General features: G+C 73.2%; 15 protein-coding genes. 5 read left to right on the forward strand and 10 right to left on the reverse strand.

Annotation, left to right across the window (positions count from 1 at the left end):
- Positions 1-20: 20 nt before the first annotated feature.
- The 9 genes from ACQEVZ_RS16010 to ACQEVZ_RS16050 all read right to left on the reverse strand — a co-directional run bounded on the left by ACQEVZ_RS16010 (position 21) and on the right by ACQEVZ_RS16050 (position 9,444).
- Positions 21-707 (reverse strand): ABC transporter ATP-binding protein, encoded by a 687-nt coding sequence (locus tag ACQEVZ_RS16010; protein WP_433367044.1) that lies wholly within the window; start codon positions 705-707, stop codon positions 21-23.
- Complete coding sequence (locus ACQEVZ_RS16015) at positions 704-1,435, reverse strand: ABC transporter ATP-binding protein (RefSeq protein WP_344502854.1); 732 nt, start codon at positions 1,433-1,435, stop codon at positions 704-706. The genes ACQEVZ_RS16010 and ACQEVZ_RS16015 overlap by 4 nt, the downstream gene beginning before the upstream one ends.
- Positions 1,428-2,393: a branched-chain amino acid ABC transporter permease gene (locus ACQEVZ_RS16020; protein ID WP_344502856.1), complete on the reverse strand. Its 966-nt coding sequence runs from the start codon at positions 2,391-2,393 to the stop codon at positions 1,428-1,430. The genes ACQEVZ_RS16015 and ACQEVZ_RS16020 overlap by 8 nt, the downstream gene beginning before the upstream one ends.
- The gene (locus tag ACQEVZ_RS16025) at positions 2,390-3,265 is read right to left on the reverse strand and encodes a branched-chain amino acid ABC transporter permease (RefSeq protein WP_360562735.1); all 876 of its coding nucleotides are present in this window, start codon (positions 3,263-3,265) and stop codon (positions 2,390-2,392) included. The genes ACQEVZ_RS16020 and ACQEVZ_RS16025 overlap by 4 nt, the downstream gene beginning before the upstream one ends.
- A 5-nt stretch (positions 3,266-3,270) precedes the next feature.
- Positions 3,271-4,461, reverse strand: coding sequence for an ABC transporter substrate-binding protein (locus ACQEVZ_RS16030; protein ID WP_433367049.1), 1,191 nt, complete (start codon positions 4,459-4,461; stop codon positions 3,271-3,273).
- A 142-nt stretch (positions 4,462-4,603) separates the two neighbouring features.
- The gene (locus ACQEVZ_RS16035; protein WP_363408149.1) at positions 4,604-5,179 is read right to left on the reverse strand and encodes a GTP-binding protein; all 576 of its coding nucleotides are present in this window, start codon (positions 5,177-5,179) and stop codon (positions 4,604-4,606) included.
- A gap of 85 nt (positions 5,180-5,264) precedes the next feature.
- On the reverse strand, positions 5,265-5,660 hold the full coding sequence (locus tag ACQEVZ_RS16040) for a roadblock/LC7 domain-containing protein (RefSeq protein ID WP_344502860.1): 396 nt from the start codon (positions 5,658-5,660) through the stop codon (positions 5,265-5,267).
- 50 nt (positions 5,661-5,710) lie between these two features.
- Complete coding sequence (locus tag ACQEVZ_RS16045) at positions 5,711-8,524, reverse strand: nitrate- and nitrite sensing domain-containing protein (protein WP_433367054.1); 2,814 nt, start codon at positions 8,522-8,524, stop codon at positions 5,711-5,713.
- A gap of 338 nt (positions 8,525-8,862) precedes the next feature.
- A complete protein-coding gene (locus ACQEVZ_RS16050) occupies positions 8,863-9,444 on the reverse strand; it encodes an aldolase/citrate lyase family protein (RefSeq protein WP_433367057.1) in 582 nt (193 codons plus the stop codon).
- Positions 9,445-9,638: 194 nt separating this feature from the next.
- On the opposite strand from ACQEVZ_RS16050, the gene ACQEVZ_RS16055 reads away from it, so the two are divergent.
- Positions 9,639-10,079 carry a hemerythrin domain-containing protein gene (locus tag ACQEVZ_RS16055; protein ID WP_344502863.1) on the forward strand — a complete coding sequence of 147 codons (441 nt, stop codon included), beginning with the start codon at positions 9,639-9,641 and terminating at the stop codon, positions 10,077-10,079.
- Positions 10,080-10,190: 111 nt separating this feature from the next.
- On the forward strand, positions 10,191-11,078 hold the full coding sequence (locus ACQEVZ_RS16060; protein WP_433367061.1) for a helix-turn-helix domain-containing protein: 888 nt from the start codon (positions 10,191-10,193) through the stop codon (positions 11,076-11,078).
- On the opposite strand, the gene ACQEVZ_RS16065 is transcribed toward ACQEVZ_RS16060, so the two are convergent.
- The gene (locus ACQEVZ_RS16065; protein WP_433367064.1) at positions 11,075-11,803 is read right to left on the reverse strand and encodes a TetR/AcrR family transcriptional regulator; all 729 of its coding nucleotides are present in this window, start codon (positions 11,801-11,803) and stop codon (positions 11,075-11,077) included. The two genes, ACQEVZ_RS16060 and ACQEVZ_RS16065, sit on opposite strands and share 4 nt — an antisense overlap.
- A gap of 83 nt (positions 11,804-11,886) precedes the next feature.
- On the opposite strand from ACQEVZ_RS16065, the gene ACQEVZ_RS16070 reads away from it, so the two are divergent.
- The 3 genes from ACQEVZ_RS16070 to ACQEVZ_RS16080 all read left to right on the forward strand — a co-directional run bounded on the left by ACQEVZ_RS16070 (position 11,887) and on the right by ACQEVZ_RS16080 (position 16,900).
- Positions 11,887-13,206: a hypothetical protein gene (locus ACQEVZ_RS16070; RefSeq protein ID WP_433367067.1), complete on the forward strand. Its 1,320-nt coding sequence runs from the start codon at positions 11,887-11,889 to the stop codon at positions 13,204-13,206.
- Positions 13,207-13,290: 84 nt separating this feature from the next.
- Positions 13,291-15,867 carry a fibronectin type III domain-containing protein gene (locus ACQEVZ_RS16075; protein WP_433367070.1) on the forward strand — a complete coding sequence of 859 codons (2,577 nt, stop codon included), beginning with the start codon at positions 13,291-13,293 and terminating at the stop codon, positions 15,865-15,867.
- 13 nt (positions 15,868-15,880) lie between these two features.
- Positions 15,881-16,900, forward strand: a complete 1,020-nt coding sequence (locus tag ACQEVZ_RS16080) for an AAA family ATPase (protein ID WP_433367073.1) — start codon at positions 15,881-15,883, stop codon at positions 16,898-16,900.
- Positions 16,901-16,902 lie beyond the last annotated feature (2 nt).

Genomic DNA, 16,902 nt, shown 5'->3' on the forward strand with positions numbered 1-16,902 from the left:
GAGGGTGACTGCCCGACAACCTATCGAAGTATGGAAATTCCTGCCGCCCCTTGGGTGTCCCCCTCGCCGCCTTCCGTGACGGCGCCCAGCGTGCCGTTCTCCAGGTGCACGAGGTGCCCGGTGACCGCCCGGGCGTGCTCGGGCTGCTGCTCGACCAGCAGGACGGTGAGCCCGGTGCGGGTCAGCTCGGCGACGACGGACCGGACCCGCGCCGCGAGGTCGACGGCGAGCCCCTCGCACGGCTCGTCGAGCAGCAGCAGCCGCGGCTGGGTCAGCACCGCCCGGGCGATCGCGAGCATCTGCGCCTCGCCGCCGGAGAGCTGGTTGCCCTTGTGGGTGAGGCGCTCACCGAGCCGCGGCAGCAGGTCCAGGACGCGCTGCCGGGTCCACTCCCCCTTGCGGCGCGACAGCGTCAGGTGCTCGGCGACGGTGAGGCTGGCGAAGACCCGGCGCCCCTGTGGCACCAGCGCGACACCCGCCCTGGCGATCGCGTGCGCCGGTCGCCGGGCCAGCTCGGTGCCGCCCAGCCGGACGCTGCCGGAGCGGGCTTTGACCAGGCCGGCGATGGTGTGCACGAGCGTGGTCTTGCCGGCGCCGTTCATCCCGAGCACCGCCAGGGCCGTGCCCTCCGGCACGGTCAGGTCGACGCCGTGCAGGACGGTGCCGCCGCCGTACCCGGCGTGCAGCCCCTCGATGGTCAGCGTCATGGGGCCACTCCGGCGTAGGCGGCCGCCACCTCGGGTGAGGAGCGGGTCTCCGGGACGGTGCCGGTGTGCACGTGACGGCCGGAGTGCAGCACCGTGATCCGGTCGGCGAAGCCGTAGACCAGGTCGAGGTGGTGCTCGACCAGCAGGATCGCGACGGTGAGCGGCAGCGACGCCAGCAGCGACGCGAGGACCTCGACCTCCGGCGGGGCGAGACCCGCGGCGGGCTCGTCGAGCAGCAGCAGGCGCGGCTCCCCCGCCAGGGCCATCGCCAGCTCCAGCTGCCGGCGCTGCCCGTGCGACAACGCGCCCGCGAGGGTCTGGTCCACGCCGGTCAGCCCGACGCCGGCGAGCAGGTCCCGGGCGTGCTCGTGGGCCCTGGCGCGGCGGCCGGCGCGCAGCCGTCCCCACGGCCGGCGGGCGGCGACGAGCACGTTGTCCAGCACCGGCAGGCTCGACCAGACGGCCGGGTGCTGGTGGGTCCGGCCGACGCCGAGCCGGGCCCGGCGGGCCGGGCCGAGGCGGGTGACGTCGTGGCCGTCGAGGCGGATGCGGCCCGCCGTCGGCCGCAGCGACCCGGCGACCAGGTTGAGCAGCGTGGACTTGCCGGCGCCGTTCGGGCCGATCAGCCCGACCCGGTCGCCGGGCGCCATCCGCAGGTCGACACCGTCCAGGGCGGCGAGGTCACCGTACCGGCGACCGAGCCCCTCCACCTCGAGCACGTCAGTCATGCGCCGACCGCTTCCCCAGCAACCCCCGTGGCAGGAGGTACACGCAGATGATGAACAGCCCGCCCAGCACCAGCGGCGCGTGGCCGGGCAGCGGCCCGGAGACCCAGTCGCGGGCGGCGACCACCAGGCCCGCGCCGAGCAGCGCGCCGACGAGCGAGGTGGCGCCGCCGATGACGACCGCGAGCAGGACGAGCGCGGAGACGTCGAAGCCGCCGTCGCCGGGCGAGACGTAGCGCTCGACGGTGACCAGCAGCGCGCCCGCCGAGCCGGCGAGGGCACCGGCGACCACGTAGGCGACGGTGAGGTATCCGGCGACGGGGTGCCCGCTGGCCCGCATCCGCTGCTCGCCGTCGCGGGCGGCCCGCAGCATCGCGCCGGCCGGCGAGCGCAGCACCAGCAGCACCGCGCCGACCAGCACCGCCACGACGGTGAGGACGTAGAGGTACGTGGCCCGGTCGGTGGTGAGCGTGACCAGCCCCGGCAGCGGGGCCGGGGAAGCGAACGCGAGCATGCCGTCGGTGCCGTTCGTGACCGACTTCCACCGTCCGGCGATGGTCGAGGTGAGCTCGCCGAGCGCCAGGGTGATCATGAGCACGACGACGCCCCGCGCGTAGACCACCAGCGGCGCGGTGACCAGCGCGAACAGCGCCCCGGCCGCGGCCGCGGCGAGCAGCTGCACGACGCCGATCGCCACGTCGTGCCGGACCAGGGTCGCGGCGGTGTAGGCCCCGACGAGGTACGGCGCGGTCTGTCCGAGCGTCGGCAGGCCCGCGACGCCGGTGAGCAGCGCGACGCTGACGGCGAGCAGCCCGATGACGAGGATCCGGGTGAGGGTCTTGGTGGCGTAGTCGTCGAGGACCCACGCGAGGGGCAGCAGCACGGCGATCAGCGCCGGGAACCCCAGCGGCGCGAGGCGCCGCAGCGGGGCCGGCAGCGCGGGGCGCTTGAGCGCGGTCATGCGGCGCTCCTCCCGGCCGACAGCAGGCCACGGGCCCGCGCGGACAGCACGACGGCCATCGCGCCGAAGAGCAGGAACGGGGCGTAGTCCCGGGTCGTCTCCGAGGTCACCCCGATGGTCTGGATCTCGCCGACCGCGATCGCGGCGACGAACGCGCCGCCGATCGAGCCCATGCCGCCGAGCACCACCACGACCAGGGACAGCATGAGGACCAGGTCCGCGGTGCGCGGCCCGGGGCCGATGATCGGGGCGCCGAGCGCGCCGGCGAGCCCGGCGAGGGCACCGCCCGCGGCGAGGATGCCGGTGCGCACCATGAACGGGTTGACGCCGAGCGTGGCGACCATGTCGCGGTCGTCCACGGTGGCGCGGACCAGGCTGCCGAGGCGGGTGCGGGCGACGACGACGTAGAGCGCCACCGCGATGAGCGCGGCGACGCCGATGAAGGCGAGCCGGTAGCCGGGGTACGAGTGCCCGGCGATGGTCACCGCCCGGTCGAGGCTCGCGGGGATCCGCACCGGCAGCTCGTCGGGGCCGAACACCCCGACGAGCAGGTCGCCGGCGACGAGCGCGACGCCGAAGGTGAGCAGTGCCTGCGCCAGGTGGCCCCGCCCGGCGAGCGGCACCAGCAGCGCCGACAGGACGGCGCCGCCGGCCGCCGCGGCCACGGCGCCGATGAGCACCGCGGCCGCGAGCGAGGCCCACGACCCGTCGCTGACCTTCGCCGCCGCGTAGGCGCCGAAGGCGAACAGCGTGCCGTGCGCCAGGTTGAGCACGTCACCGACGCCGAAGGCGAGGGTGAGCCCGGCGGCGACGACGAAGAGCAGCAGGCCGTAGGCCACGCCGTCGACCGCCGGGATCAGGTACGCGTCCAACTCGGTCAGGCACCGACCGTCGCGAGGTCCTGCACCATGACGTTGGCGAGGGCCCGGCCGTCGTTGCGGACCTGCCGCAGGTACCACTTCTGGATCGGCGAGTGGTTCTTCGGGCCGAACTGCCAGTTGCCGCGCGGCGACGCGATCTGGCCGAGCTTGGCCACGGCGGCGTTGATCGACTCGGGGGTCGGGTTGTCGCCGGCCGCGGCGATCGCGCGGTCCAGGACGGCGGCCGCGTCGTAGGACGCCATCGCGTACTCGGTCGGGGTCGCGTCCGGGTGCTTCTGCTTCCAGGCGGCGACGAACTTGCGGTTCTCCTCGTTGTCGAGGTCCGGCGAGTAGTTGCAGACGTTGAGGATGTTCCGCGCCGCGTCGCCCTGCGCCTGCAGCACCGAGCCCTCGGTGAGGAAGCCCGCGGCGTACAGCGGGATGTCCTTCGCGTCGGACTGCGCGTACTGCTTCACGAAGTCGATCGCGGCCTTGCCGGCGTAGAACGTGTAGACGGCCTTGGCGCCGCTCTGCTTGATCTGCGACAGGTACGGCAGGAAGTTCGTGGTCGCCGGGAACGGCGTCCACGTCGCCTTGCCGTTGACCAGCTGGCCGCCGATCTTCGTGAACTCGGTGGTGAAGCCGCCGACCTGGTCGAAACCGCCCTGGTACTCCGGCCCGATCGCGAAGACCGGCCCGTTGACCTTGTCCTTGATGTGCTGCGCGATGGCCTGGCCCGCGTCGGTGGACATGAAGCTGGTCGTCCACACGCCGCTGAGGTCCTTGAGCTCCGGCCGGCCGTTGGAGCCGATCAGCGGGATCTTCGCCTCGGCGAGCAGCGGCGCGACGGCCGCGACCGAGCCACCGCCGACGATGCCGGTCAGCGCGACGACCTTCTCGTCCTTGATGAGCTTCGTCGCGGCGGGCAGCGCGGTCGGGGCGCCGTCGCCCTCGTCGGCGATCTTCAGGTCGATCGGGTGGCCGCCGAGCTTGTTGTCGTGCATCGACAGGTACAGCTCGAACCCGCTCTTCAGGTCGGTGCCGACCGCCTGGTAGGTGCCCGTGAGGGAACCGAGGAAGCCGATCTTCAGGGTGGAGGCGGCGGCGCCGCTGCCGGACTTGGTGTCTGCGTCGCCGTCGGCGCAGCCGGTGGCTGCGACCAGCAGACCGGCGGCGAGCACCGCACTGACCAGCGATCGTCGTTGCATGGTTCTCCTATGTGTTCTGCGTTCGCGGTTGGTTCGCGGAGGGGTTCGCGGTGGGGTCGCGGACGTCACGTTCTGGGACGCGGTTCTGGTCGGTGGCACGGTTCTTGGCGTCGGCGCGGTCGTCGGCGTCGACGCGGTCGGGTCAGCGGCGGGCGGCGGTGCGCTGCGCCAGGGCGTGCTCGGTGACGGCGACCAGGATCTCCTTGGCCGACGCGCGGGAGCGGACATCGGCGTTGATCATGGGCACGCCCGGGCTGACCGCGAGGGCGTCGCGGACGTCCTCGAGGTGGTAGCGGGCGGCGCCCTCGAAGTGGTTCACCGCGATGACGTACGGCAGCCGCCGGTTGTCGAAGAAGTCGATGGCGCCGAAGCAGTCGGCGAGGCGCCGCGTGTCGGCGATGACCACGGCCCCGATCGCGCCGCGGCACAGCTCGTCCCACATGAACCAGAACCGCTTCTGCCCGGGCGTGCCGAACAGGTAGAGCACGAGGTCCTGGTACAGCGTGATCCGGCCGAAGTCCATGGCGACGGTGGTGCTGCCCTTGTCCGGCACGAGCGTCGAGTCGTCGTGACCGAGGCTGGCCGCGGTCATCACCGCCTCGGTCGTCACCGGCGGGATCTCCGAGATGGCCCCGACGAGGGTCGTCTTGCCGGCGCCGAACCCGCCCGCAATGATGATCTTGACTGCGGTCGGCCGGCCGCGTCCCGGAGCGGTCATGCCGTCACCTCCGCTGCGCTCCGGCGCCGGCCTGACCGAAGACTGCGATCCCGATGCCCGGCCACTCCGCTGCGCTCCGGCCCGGTCATGCCGGCGCCCCGCGGACCGTCGGGGCCAGCGCGTCACCGATCCGGTTGGCCAGCTCGGTCATCTCGTAGGACACCTTGCCGACGTCGGCGTTCGGCGAGGCGAGCACCAGCAGCGACGCGCCGTCGGTGAACGCCATGGTGAACATGAAGCCGCCGTCGAGCTGGGTCACGTTGGAGATGACGCTGCCCGCCTCGAAGAACCGGGCCGCGCCGGCGAGCAGCGCGACGAGACCACTGCCGGTGGCCGCCAGCTGGTCGGCCCGGTCGCGCGGCAGCGCGCGGGTGTGGGCCAGGACCAGCCCGTCGGTGGAGATCGCCAGCGCGTGGCTGACATCGGGGGTGCGGGTCGCAAAGTTGTCCAGCAGCCAACCGAGATTACTCGGGTCGGTCACAGAAATGGTCCTCTCTTGCTGTTCTTGGTGCGTCAGGGAGCCCATGTGGATCAGGAGCCGCCGCCCGGCCGGCGGCCGGCCACACCGCGGGCGTAGGCGGACATCGCGGCGGCGACCTTGCTGGGGTCCCGGCGCGGTGCGGTGGAGCGTTCCCCCTGTGCCGGCGCGGCCGCGCCGGGCACCAGATGTCGCTGCGGCGCACGGACCGGCAGGCCGGACGCGGTGACGCTGCTGACCTCGGGCGTGGCCGCCTGCTGGGCGGCACGCCAGCCGACGTCGGCGCTGGACTCCCAGTTCGACGGCTCCTCGGGCGCGGCGTACACGCCCGTGTCGGCGAGCTCGACGGGTGTCTCGGTGCGGAACCAGCCGTTGACCGACTGGAAGATCGGCAGCTCGATCGAGTCGTCGGCGTCGGCGAGGATCGAGGGCATCTCGGGCTCCGGCAGCGGCGGCCACGAACCCGGGCCGGGCGGCATCGGCTGCGGCGCGCGGTACTCCTGCACCGGCGCGTACTCCTGGACCGACGCCGGGACCGGTGCCTGGACCGGTGCGTAGTCCTGGACAGGTGTGTAGTCCTGGACGGGTGCGTAGTCCTGCACCGGCGCGAACTCCTGCGTGGGCGTCGCGACCCGGTATTCCTGGGTGGGCACGTCGAACAGGCTCGGCGGCGCGGTCCGCGGCGCGGGCGTGAACAGCTCCGCGGCGACCGGGCGGGCGGCGGGACCGCCCCCGTTGCCACCGCTGCCGTTGCCGTTGCCGCCGCCGCTCTGGGCGTACCCGGCGGGCAGGCTCGCGGTGACCGCCGGCGCGAGCTGCGGCTGCCGCTCCGAGGCCATGATCGGGCGGAACACGTCCTTGGGGATGACCACCTCGGCGAGCGTGCCGGTGTGCTGGCCCGGCCGCAGCTGCACCTGGATCTGGTACCGCGCGGCGATGTGCCCGACCACGGTGAGACCCATGGCGCGGACCGCGGCGATGTCGATCGCGGGCGGCTGGGCGAGCAGCTGGTTGAGCTGCTCGCGGCGCGACGGCGGCAGGCCCACGCCCTCGTCGACGATCTGCAGGATGACCCGGTCGCCGAGGGCCCGGCCGGTGACCCACACCTCGGACTCCGGCGGCGAGTAGCCGGTGGCGTTGTCGAGCAGCTCCGCGAGCAGGTGCACGATCTCGTCGACCGCCTCGGCGACGACCGCGACGTCGTCGTCGACGCTGCCGAACCGGACCCGGGTGTAGTGCTCGATCTGCGAGATCGCGGCCTGCAGGACCTTGCCCATCGGGGCGTCCTCGCGGCGGACGCGGGCGGCGCCGGAGCCGCCCAGGACGAGCAGGCTCAGGTTGATCCGGGCCATCCGGGTGGCGAGGTGGTCCAGCTGGTACAGCTGCTGCAGCCGGTCGGGGTCGGTCTCGTCGCGCTCGACCCGGTCGACCTGGGCGAGGACCGCGTCGACCAGTCGCTGCTCGCGGCGGGACAGGTGGACGAAGATCTCGGCGACGTTGGACCGCATGACGGCCTGCTCACCGGCGATGCGGACCGCCTCGCGGTGGACCGCGCGGAAGGCCTGCGCCACGTCGGCGACCTCGTCCGCGCCGCCGACGACGAGCTTCGCCGAGGCGCGGTCCGCGACCTCGTCCGGGTCGACCGTGCCGGGCGCGGCGGCACGCAGCTCCGCGACGACCGCGGGCAGCTGGTCGTAGGCGACGTCGCGGGCCGAGTCGTGCAGGGCGCGCAGGCGGCGGGTGATCCGCCGGGCCACGACACCGGTCAGGACGATCGCGATGAGCAGCACCAGGGCGACGCCGGCGATCTGGACGCCGGCCTGGGTCATCTGCTCGTCGCGCAGGTCGCTGACCTTCTTCTGGATCGCGTCGTCGACCTTCTGCTGGACCCCGAACAGCAGGCCCGACCAGCCGGACATCGCGTTGATCCAGCCGCCCGTGTCCAGGCTGAACCGCTCACCGGGCCGGGTGCGGTTGACCTGGTCCTGCAGCCGCTGCGCGGCGATGACCTGCTCGCCGATGCTGGCCTGCTCGTACCACCTGCGCCACTCGGCCGGGGCGAGGTCGTTGAACTGGACCGTCGCCTCGATGAAGCTCGTCCGGGTGGCGGTGATCTCCTGCTGGAGCGCGGGGGTCAGCTCGGTCGCCGCGACGGCGCGCAGCACGGCCGCCTGCTGCTGGCCGAGGGCCTCCGCGGCGCGCGACAGGGCGGCGGCGGCGCGGATCTGGTCGGCGAGCTCGGTCGGGGCGCCGGAGCGGGCCACCGACTCCCGGTAGGACAGCAGGTCGGCGATGAGGATCCGGTAGCTGAACGCGATACCGGACACCGACGCGCGGGCGTCCTTGCGGACCTGCTCGCGCAGCTGCGCCAGGCCGTCGAGGTTCGAGTCGACGCGGCGGACCACGTCCGGCACGTCGCTGATGCCGGCGCGGCTCCTGCGGTATGCCGTGACGTTGTCGTCGGTGATCATCACCTGCGACGAGTACGCCTCCAGCTGCGCCGGGTTCGGGTTGAGCAGCACGTTGACGGCCGCGGCCCGCTCGCGCTGCAGCGCGTGGGCGAGGCCGCCGGCGTCGGAGGCGAGCGCCGAGAGGTCCTGCAGCTGCCGGCTGCGGTTCACCTGTTGGACGGTGGTCACCAGGGCGATGCCGGCGAACACGACGACGGCGACGAGCGGCACGCCCACGATGAGGCGGAGCTGGTCGATGATGCGCCGGCCGGGCCGTTCGCGCCGCCCTGCCCGCTGGTCGCGCTCAGGCGCGGCCGGGGCGGCGGCGTGACGGGTCGGCCGACGATCGGGACTCAGCCGAGGGTCGCGCTCCTGTCTTGGGACGGGCAGCGACGACGTGCTCTGGCTTTGGGTCACGAAGAGTCCCCGCAGGCATCCGAGATTGACAATATGGGTCAGTCCTGACAAGCAGGCGCATGACGTTGAGCACAATCACAGGTCGGCCGATCCGTGTCAATACCGATGTCGCACGCGCGCCGCCGATCGCCTTGTTTTTCCTCATCCGTTGGGCTGGTGTACACGAACCCATACGGACCCTAACGGCTGCCACGGGGCCAACTTCCGCTGGCCATGGGACGCCGGGCGCAACGGCGACGTTTCCAGGTTTTTACGGGACGGAAATACTCACCGAACGCATCGCCGACAGCACAAAGGGTAAGTGTTTGTCATGGGTAACATAATTTCGTGCCAATGTCCTATGGGGTCGCGAATACGTTGTTCGCGATCCTGACCTGGTTCTCGTCAAGGCAGGTCCGGCCGCGGAAGCCGAGCCGGCGCAGGACCACGCCGGACGGTTCGCAATCGGTGCCGGGCGGGCACGCCGCGGCGATCGGCGGCGCCAGCCGGGCCGCCGCGCCGGCCATCACGACCATCGACCGGGCCCACAGCAGCTCGCGCTCGTCGTCGCCCGGCTCGACCAGCAGCTGCCGGGCCAGGGGGCCCTCGGCGAGGTGGAGCCGGGCGACCCGCGGGGCGCGGGCGATCTCGGCGGCCTGCAGGACGGCGGCGGCGGTCGCCAGGCGGGGAACGACGGCGATCCGGCCGACCGGCAGCCGTGCCGCCTCCTCGGCCTCGGCGATGACGGCACCGAGGGCGGCGATCTCGCTGGCCGACTCGGCGGCGACACAGACGCCGGTCAGCGCGGGCGAGACGACGGCCCGCAGGGCCTGCCGGCCCCGCTCCGTCGGGTCCAGCCGGACCCAGACCGCCTCCCGGGCCGCGTCCACGATCCAGCCGCCGACGGCGGCGGGGTCGGCGGTGCCACCGAGGTCGACCACCAGGGCGTCAGCCTCACTGGTACCGATGTTTCCGACATTTCGGATATCGGGGATATACAGCCACGACCGCATGGTTCGATCATCGGTCGGAAGTGCGCGCGGCGCACGTCGTGCGGTGCGTTTTGACCGTTTAGCCCTTCTTGCGACCGGGTATGCATGCACGCTGAATGGTGACCGCGACGACAGGGGGAGTCATGGCATCCGACGCCGTCACGCTGATCATGAATGACCACCGGCTCATGGAGCAGCTCTTCGACCGGCTCCGAGCCGGCTCGGGCGACCGGCAGCTGCTGCTCGACGAGATCGCCGCGCGGCTCACCGCGCACAGCCACGCCGAGGAGCAGCAGGTGTACCCGTCGCTGCCCGACGAGGTCGCGCACCGCGGCGCCGACGAGCACCACGAGGCGGAGCGGATGCTCCACGACCTGCAGCGGATGGGCCCGGAGGACGAGTCGTTCAACGACCGCCTGGAGGACTTCATCGCCACCGTCGGCCACCACGTCGAGGAGGAGGAGACGTCGACGCTGCCCGCGCTGCGCGAGTCCGTCGACGAGGCCCGCCTCATCGAGATCGGCGCCGCCTTCGAGCAGGTCCGCCTGGAGGAGCTGGCGGTCGCCGGCATCAGCGTCGGCTGAGCCCGGCCCGCACGCCCGGACAGCCGTGATGAGCGCGATTCCGGGCCGGGCCGGCACCGGAACCCGGTGGAGATGACGGCTCGGCCCTGCTTGGGTACAGTCGGGCAGGTCATGGTGCTTCTGCGGGCTTCGCCGACCGCGGCCGTCGATGCGGCGCGGCTCAGCGACCTGCCCGCACACCCCGCGCCGCAGCGGGTCCGCGACCATGTCGTCATCCTCGCCAGCACCGGCCAGGGCACCCACACGATCGACTTCGTGACCCACGCCTGCCGCCCCGGCACGCTGCTGTGGGGGCGTCCCGGCCAGGTGCACCAGTTCGGCGGGCAGGCCGGCTTCGACGCGACCGTCCTCGCCTTCCCGCCCGCCACACTGCAGGCCCTGCCGCCGCTGCCCGTGCGGCTCGTCACCGACCCGACCGCCCCCACCTGCTGGCAGCCGGCCGGCGAGGACGAGGAGGCGATCGTCGCGGAGATCGCGCAGATCGCCGTCGACCGGGCCCGCAGCGACGGCAGCGAGCTGAGCCGCGCCCTCCTCGCGCACCAGGTCGCGGTCCTGCTGATGCGGATCGTCGCGCTGGCGCCACCGGTCCGCTCCGGCCCCGCCGCCGACCTGATCGACCAGCTCCGCGCCGAGATCGAGCGCGACGTCACCCACCGCCGGGTCGAGGACTACGCCGAGCGGCTGGGCTGCTCCGTGCGCACGCTGACCCGCGCCGGCCTCGTGATGACCGGCCACAGCGCGAAGCAGATCGTCGACGAGCGGATCGCCCTGGAGGCGAAGCGCCTGCTCGCCACGAGCACGCTGCCGGTCGCCGAGGTCGGCCGGCGGCTCGGCTTCGACGAGCCGACCAACTTCGGCCGGTTCTTCGCCCGCGAGACCGGCCTCACCCCGGGGGCCTTCCGCGCGACGCTGCTGCGCTCCCCCGCCCCACCGCGCGTGCCGCACCAGCGCTCGTCCCTGCCGGGCCGCCTCACCCCGCTGGCGCCCCGCACGGCCTAGACCTCCGGGGTCAGGCGGCAGCCGGACGGGCCCTCCGGCACGGGGATCGACAGCTCGCTCGCCGCCTCCTCGCGGCCCACGAACGGCACCAGCGTGAAGTACGCGAGCATCGGCAGCAGCGCGGGCAGCTGCTCGACGCGGCCCGCGGCGACGTGGCGGTAGATCGTCGCGTAGATGCCGCCGACGACCGTCTCGACCAGCTCCTCCGGCATCGGCAGGTCGCCGGCGCTCGGCGCCTCGCTGAAGAAGCGGTCGAAGCGGCGCAGCAGCTGGGCGCGCTCGGCCCTGGCCAGGGGGCCGGCGGCGTCGATCTCGACCACCGCCGTGGTGGCGAAGGCCGGCAGCTCGGCGAGGACCTGCAGCAGCACCCGCAGGGCGGCACGGGCGCCGTCGCGCCAGACGGGTTCGGCGCGGAACGCGGACTCCATCAGGTGCAGCAGGAGGTCGGTGCCGTGCCGGTAGGTGGCGATGAGCGCGTCGTCCTTGCCGGCGAACAGCGCGTAGAAGGCGGGCCGGGTCACGCCCGCGGCGCGGCAGATGTCGCTGACCGTCGCGTTGGCGTAGCCCTTCTCCGCGACGGTGTGCACGACGGCGTCGTAGAGGCGCTCCCGCTGGTTGGCGGCGACGACCTCCGGCGGGACCCTGCTCGGGCCGCGTTTGATGGCGCGGGACGGGTCGCGCGCCTCACGGGCCCCGGGCAGCGGGCTCAGCGGGTGATCTGCCATACCTCAAGTATCGATCAGGCACGCTCGCACGGGGGCGGCGCAGGGGGTGGCGGGACGGGCACGGAACAGGGCAGAGTATCGGCGTGTCCTCGTCCGCCCAGCTTGCCAACGCCATGCAGGGCGCCCGCGCGGTCGCGGCGCAGGGCGACGTGCGGGGCGCGTTCTCCCTGCTCGACCAGGCGCTCGACGCCGCCACGGGCAGCCTCGGCGGCGACGACCCTGACGTGCTCGCCGCGACCTGCGTGCTCGCGAAGTTCCACACCGACCTGGGCGAGCTCAGCGACGCCAGGCGGGTCCTGGAGGAGGGGCTCGCGGCCGGCTACCACCGGCTCGGCGACGGGCACGCGGTGATGCTCGCCCTGTCCTACGAGCTGGCCCGCATCGCCGACGAGCTCGGCAACGTCTACGAGGCGAAGCGGCGCTACGGCCAGCTGGCGAGGCTGGGACCGGCGGCGCTCGGCGAGGACCACCCGAGCGTCCGGGCGGCGCGGCGATACCTGGGACTGCCGGAGCCCGCGGTGCCGGCGACGGCCTTCCACGCCCCGCACCCGTCGGCGCCCGCGCCGTTCGAGCCGCTGTCCGCGCCGACCGGGACCACGTCGCCGAGCCCCGCCCCGCCGGCCTGGCCCGTCGACCAGCACCCCGGCCCGGCCACGCCGACCGTTCCGGCCGCTCCGGTGACGCCCGCCCCCGGTGGCGGCCCGGACGCCGACGACCGGCCGATCTTCCAGCCGGAGCCACGACCGGGTGACGTGTGGCCGCCGGAGCCCGTACACGCGCCGCTGTGGCGACCGGACGAGCAGGACGACTGGGACGAGCCGGTGCCGCGGGAGGCACCGGCTGAGCAGGGCTGGCAGGAGGTGCACCAGGGTGTCCTGCAGCGCCCGGCCGCGCAGCCGTGGCCGGCGCCCGCCCCGGCGGAGGAACGGCACCGCGACCCGTGGGTGCCGGAGACCGCGCCGCCCCGCCGCCGCTCGCCGCTGATCGCGCTGCTGGTGATCCTGGTCGTGGCGGTGCTCGGCGGGGTCGCCGCGGCGGTCGTCTCGTTCGTCGCCGCCCGCCCCGACCAGCAGACCGGCGCGGCCGCCCCGACGAGCGCACCCCCCAGCGCCACCGGCGAGGCCACTACAGATGGCGCCAAAGCGCCGGGCGCACTGAAGCTGCGGGACGACAAGACGTCCATCACACTGACCTGGACCGATCCGTCGCAGGGATCGGTGCCGTTCATCGTCGCCGGCGGCCAGCAGGGCGCGCTGCGACAGCTGCAGGTGCTCGCCGCGGGCGCCACCACGTACACGCTCAACGGCCTCAACCCGAAGCTCAACTACTGCTTCACGGTCGCCGCCGTCTATGGGACGGACAGCGTCGCACTGTCGGATCTGGCCTGCACGCAGCGGAAATAACGAAGCGAACCGATCTAGACACGCCGGGTGTGCATCGCACATCGACAGGAATATGATGGGCGCCGGTTTCGGGGAGGGGGCCGCATGGTGAGCATTCGTTCGCGCAAGGGCGGCGGACTGGTCACGCTCGGCACCGTCGTGGGCCTGGTCGCCGTCCTCGGGCTGACGCTCTTCGGCACCGGCGCCGCCAACAACGCGGTGGCCAGCTATGACGTCAGCTCGTGGCTGTGGAGCAACGACAAGGGCGAGGTAGCCCGGGTCAACGGCGTCACCGGCAAGGTCGACACCCGCACGAAGATCACCGATGCGCAGGGCCACACGATGCAGGTGACCCAGAGCGACCGCTTCGTGATCCTGCGGGACCTCAACACCGGCAAGATCAGCGTGCTGGACCTGACCAGCCTGACGCTCGGCGCGACGACCCAGTCCACCCCGGGCCTCGGCGTCATGGTCGCCGTGCACGACGACGTCGCGTTCATCGTCGACACCGTGCAGGGGCAGGTGCGCCAGCTCGACCCGGCGACGCTGCTGCCGGTCGGCGAGACGGTGACGTTCCCGCCCGGGATCTCCGGCGGCACGTTCGACGACACCGGGCGGCTGTGGCTGCTGGTGCCGTCCGAGGGCACCGTCGTGGCGGTCAAGCCCGCCCCGGCGAAGAAGCCGAGCGGCGGCAGCGGCGGTCAAGGCGGCGGGCTCCCCGCCGACCCCACGAAGGTCAAGACGGTCAGCGTCGCCGAGCCCAACCACGACCTGGCGCTGTCGATCCTGGACACCGGCGTCGCCGTGCTCGACAAGACCGCCACGACGCTGACGACGCTGCGCGGCGAGGCCCTGAAGAAGGTGCCGCTGCGCCTCACCGGCAACGGCGCGATGCCGCAGCGCACCGTCGGCGGCGACGTGCCCGTGACCGTCGTGGACGACCGGCACGTCTATGTCGTCAACGGCGACGCGGTCAGCGACTTCACCGTGCCCGGCGAGAGCCCGAAGCTGCAGCCGTGCGTGGCCTGGTCGGGGCGCTTCTACTGCGCCGACGACTCGACCGGCACCGTGTACGTGCTGGACGCGACCGGCAAGCCGCTCGACGCGATCCAGATCAAGGCCGGCGGCAGGCCGCTGGAGATCGAGGTCCGTGAGGACCGCATGTTCATCAACGCGCCCGGCGGGTCGACCGCGCGGGTCGTGGACGCCAAGCACCACGTGCAGGTCGTCGACAAGTACAACAACGACGTGGTCGGCGGCGACGCCCCGCCGGTGCCGCCCCCGCCGCCGCCCGCGAAGCCGCCGGTCGGCCCGCCCGGCGCCCCGGCGCGGGTCACGGCGACGCCCGGCAACGCCTCGGCGCGGGTCACGTGGACCGCCGCGCCCGCCAACGGCAGCGCGGTCACGAAGTACGTGGTCGAGGGCGACGGCAAGCAGCACGAGGTCGGCGCCAGCCAGCGGGCGCTCGACCTGACCGGCCTGACCAACGGGCAGTCCTACAAGTTCACCGTCTACGCGGTCAACGCGAAGGGCAACGGGCCGAAGAAGGCCGCCAACCCGGTCACGCCGACGTCGCAGGTGCCCGACGCGCCGGTGAGCGTCGCCGCGACCGCCAACCCCGACGGCACCGTCACCGTCACGTGGCCGGCCGCCAACGGGCAGGGGCACAAGATCGTCAAGTACACGATCACGACCGTGTCCGGCGACGAGTCCAAGACGTTCGAGTCGGCGCAGCCGACGTTCAAGGTGCCGGCCGGCGAGCTGCCCTACGGCACGCAGGTCGCGTTCCGCGTCGCCTCCATCAACGACATCGGCGCGAGCTCCGGCCAGTCGCCGCTGAGCCCGTCGGTGGTGCCGTTCGCCAAGCCCGGCGCGCCGGGCGGGCTGACGGTCCGCGCCGTGACCACGAAGCGGGGCACGATCGTCGCCGCGTGGCGCGCCGCGGAGGACAACGGCGCACCGATCACCGGCTACCAGGCCACCGTCAACGGCTTGAAGCAGGACCTGGGCACCGCCCTGTCGAAGGAGTTCGGCGGGTTCGGCGACAACGAGCGGGTCACGCTGCAGATCAAGGCGGTCAACAAGGCCGGCGAGAGCGCCGCCGCGAACGGCGCGGCCAGCACCCTCGCCGCGCCGACCATGCGGGTCGACACCGCCAACAGCCGGGCCGCGCTGCAGTCGATCACGGTGGCGTTCACCGCGACCGACGGCGGCGGCGCGCCCGCGAAGTGCCGGCTCGACGTCGCGGGCGTCGGCGCGGTGGAGAACGCGTGCGCCGGCTCGCTGACCATGGGCGGCCTGTGGCCCAACACGGCCTACAACTACACGGTCACGGTCACCAACGCGGCGAACATGACGGCCAACGCGACCGGCTCGCTCTCCACGCCCGTCTACCGCGGCACCGTGGTCTGCGGCGACACCAGCTACTGCGGCCACGGCGCGCCCAACGGCGGCATCTGGGTGTACAGGACCCCGACCCAGAACGGCTCGTCCGTCGGCGACGTCTACGCTCCCGACAGCTACACCGCGATCTGTCAGACCAACGGGGCGAGCGTCAACGCGAAGCCGTGGGGCGGCAAGCAGACCGCCGTCTGGATCAAAATCAACTTCAAGGGCGAGAACTACATCCCGTACGCGTGGTTCGACCTGCCGAACGGCACCGGACCGCTGAAGCCGTGTTGAGCGCAGGAGCACAGTGAGCACACCCGAAGCACCGTCCCCTGAGGCAGGCCCACCGAGCCCCGAGGAGGTCGCGGCGGCGGCCGACCTCGTCGGCCGGCTCGCCCGCAACGTCGAGTCGATCGTGCTCGGCAAGCAGCAGGTGATCCGGCTGACGATGACCGCGCTGCTCGCCGAGGGGCACGTCCTGCTCGAGGACGTGCCCGGCGTCGGCAAGACCACCCTCGCCCGGGCGGTCGCGGCGAGCGTGCAGGGGCAGTGGCGGCGCATCCAGTTCACGCCCGACCTGCTGCCGTCCGACGTCACCGGCGTCACGATCTTCAACCAGGCGACCCGCGGCTTCGAGTTCCACCCCGGCCCGGTGTTCGCCAACATCGTCATCGCCGACGAGATCAACCGGGCCTCGCCGAAGACGCAGTCGGCGCTCCTGGAGGTCATGGAGGAGCGGTACGTCACCGTCGACGGCGTCCGGCACGCGGTGCCGAGGCCGTTCCTCGTCGTCGCCACGCAGAACCCGATCGAGATGGACGGCACCTACCGGCTGCCCGAGGCGCAGCTCGACCGGTTCCTCATGAAGCTCGCCGTCGGCTACCCGAGCGAGGCGGTCGAGATCGAGGTGCTGCGCGGCGCCGTGACCCGCTCACCCGAGGCCCTGGACGCCATCACCGACACGCAGGTGGTGGCGCAGCTGGTCCGGCTGGCCCGGCGGGTCCACATCGCGGAGCCGCTGCTGGGCTACGCCGTCCGCCTGGGCAACGCGACCCGCGGCCACCCGCGGGTGCGGGTCGGCGTCAGCCCGCGTGGCGTCATCGCGCTGACCCGCGCCGCGTCGGCGTACGCGCTCATCGACGGCCGCGGGTACGTCGTACCGGAGGACCTCAAGGCCCTGGCGGAGGCGGTGTTCGCGCACCGGCTGCTGCTGTCGCCCGACGCGCAGGTCCGCGGCGTCGCGCCCGGCGACGTCGTCCGTGAGGTGCTCGACGCGGTGCCGGTGCCCGTGCCGGCCGCCGGGCCCGCCACGCCCGCCACGGTCTGACG

It is taken from the genome of Dactylosporangium sp. CA-152071 (assembly GCF_050936335.1).
Taxonomy (GTDB): domain Bacteria; phylum Actinomycetota; class Actinomycetes; order Mycobacteriales; family Micromonosporaceae; genus Dactylosporangium; species Dactylosporangium maewongense.

Coding starts and splice junctions, on each gene's coding strand:
- ACQEVZ_RS16055 (WP_344502863.1), top strand. CDS start 9,639: ATGGCATCCGACGCCGTCACGCTGATCATGAATGACCACCGGCTCATG.
- ACQEVZ_RS16015 (WP_344502854.1), bottom strand. CDS start 1,435: ATGACTGACGTGCTCGAGGTGGAGGGGCTCGGTCGCCGGTACGGTGAC.
- ACQEVZ_RS16035 (WP_363408149.1), bottom strand. CDS start 5,179: ATGACCGCTCCGGGACGCGGCCGGCCGACCGCAGTCAAGATCATCATT.
- ACQEVZ_RS16075 (WP_433367070.1), top strand. CDS start 13,291: ATGGTGAGCATTCGTTCGCGCAAGGGCGGCGGACTGGTCACGCTCGGC.
- ACQEVZ_RS16065 (WP_433367064.1), bottom strand. CDS start 11,803: ATGGCAGATCACCCGCTGAGCCCGCTGCCCGGGGCCCGTGAGGCGCGC.
- ACQEVZ_RS16010 (WP_433367044.1), bottom strand. CDS start 707: ATGACGCTGACCATCGAGGGGCTGCACGCCGGGTACGGCGGCGGCACC.
- ACQEVZ_RS16020 (WP_344502856.1), bottom strand. CDS start 2,393: ATGACCGCGCTCAAGCGCCCCGCGCTGCCGGCCCCGCTGCGGCGCCTC.
- ACQEVZ_RS16060 (WP_433367061.1), top strand. CDS start 10,191: ATGGTGCTTCTGCGGGCTTCGCCGACCGCGGCCGTCGATGCGGCGCGG.
- ACQEVZ_RS16030 (WP_433367049.1), bottom strand. CDS start 4,461: ATGCAACGACGATCGCTGGTCAGTGCGGTGCTCGCCGCCGGTCTGCTG.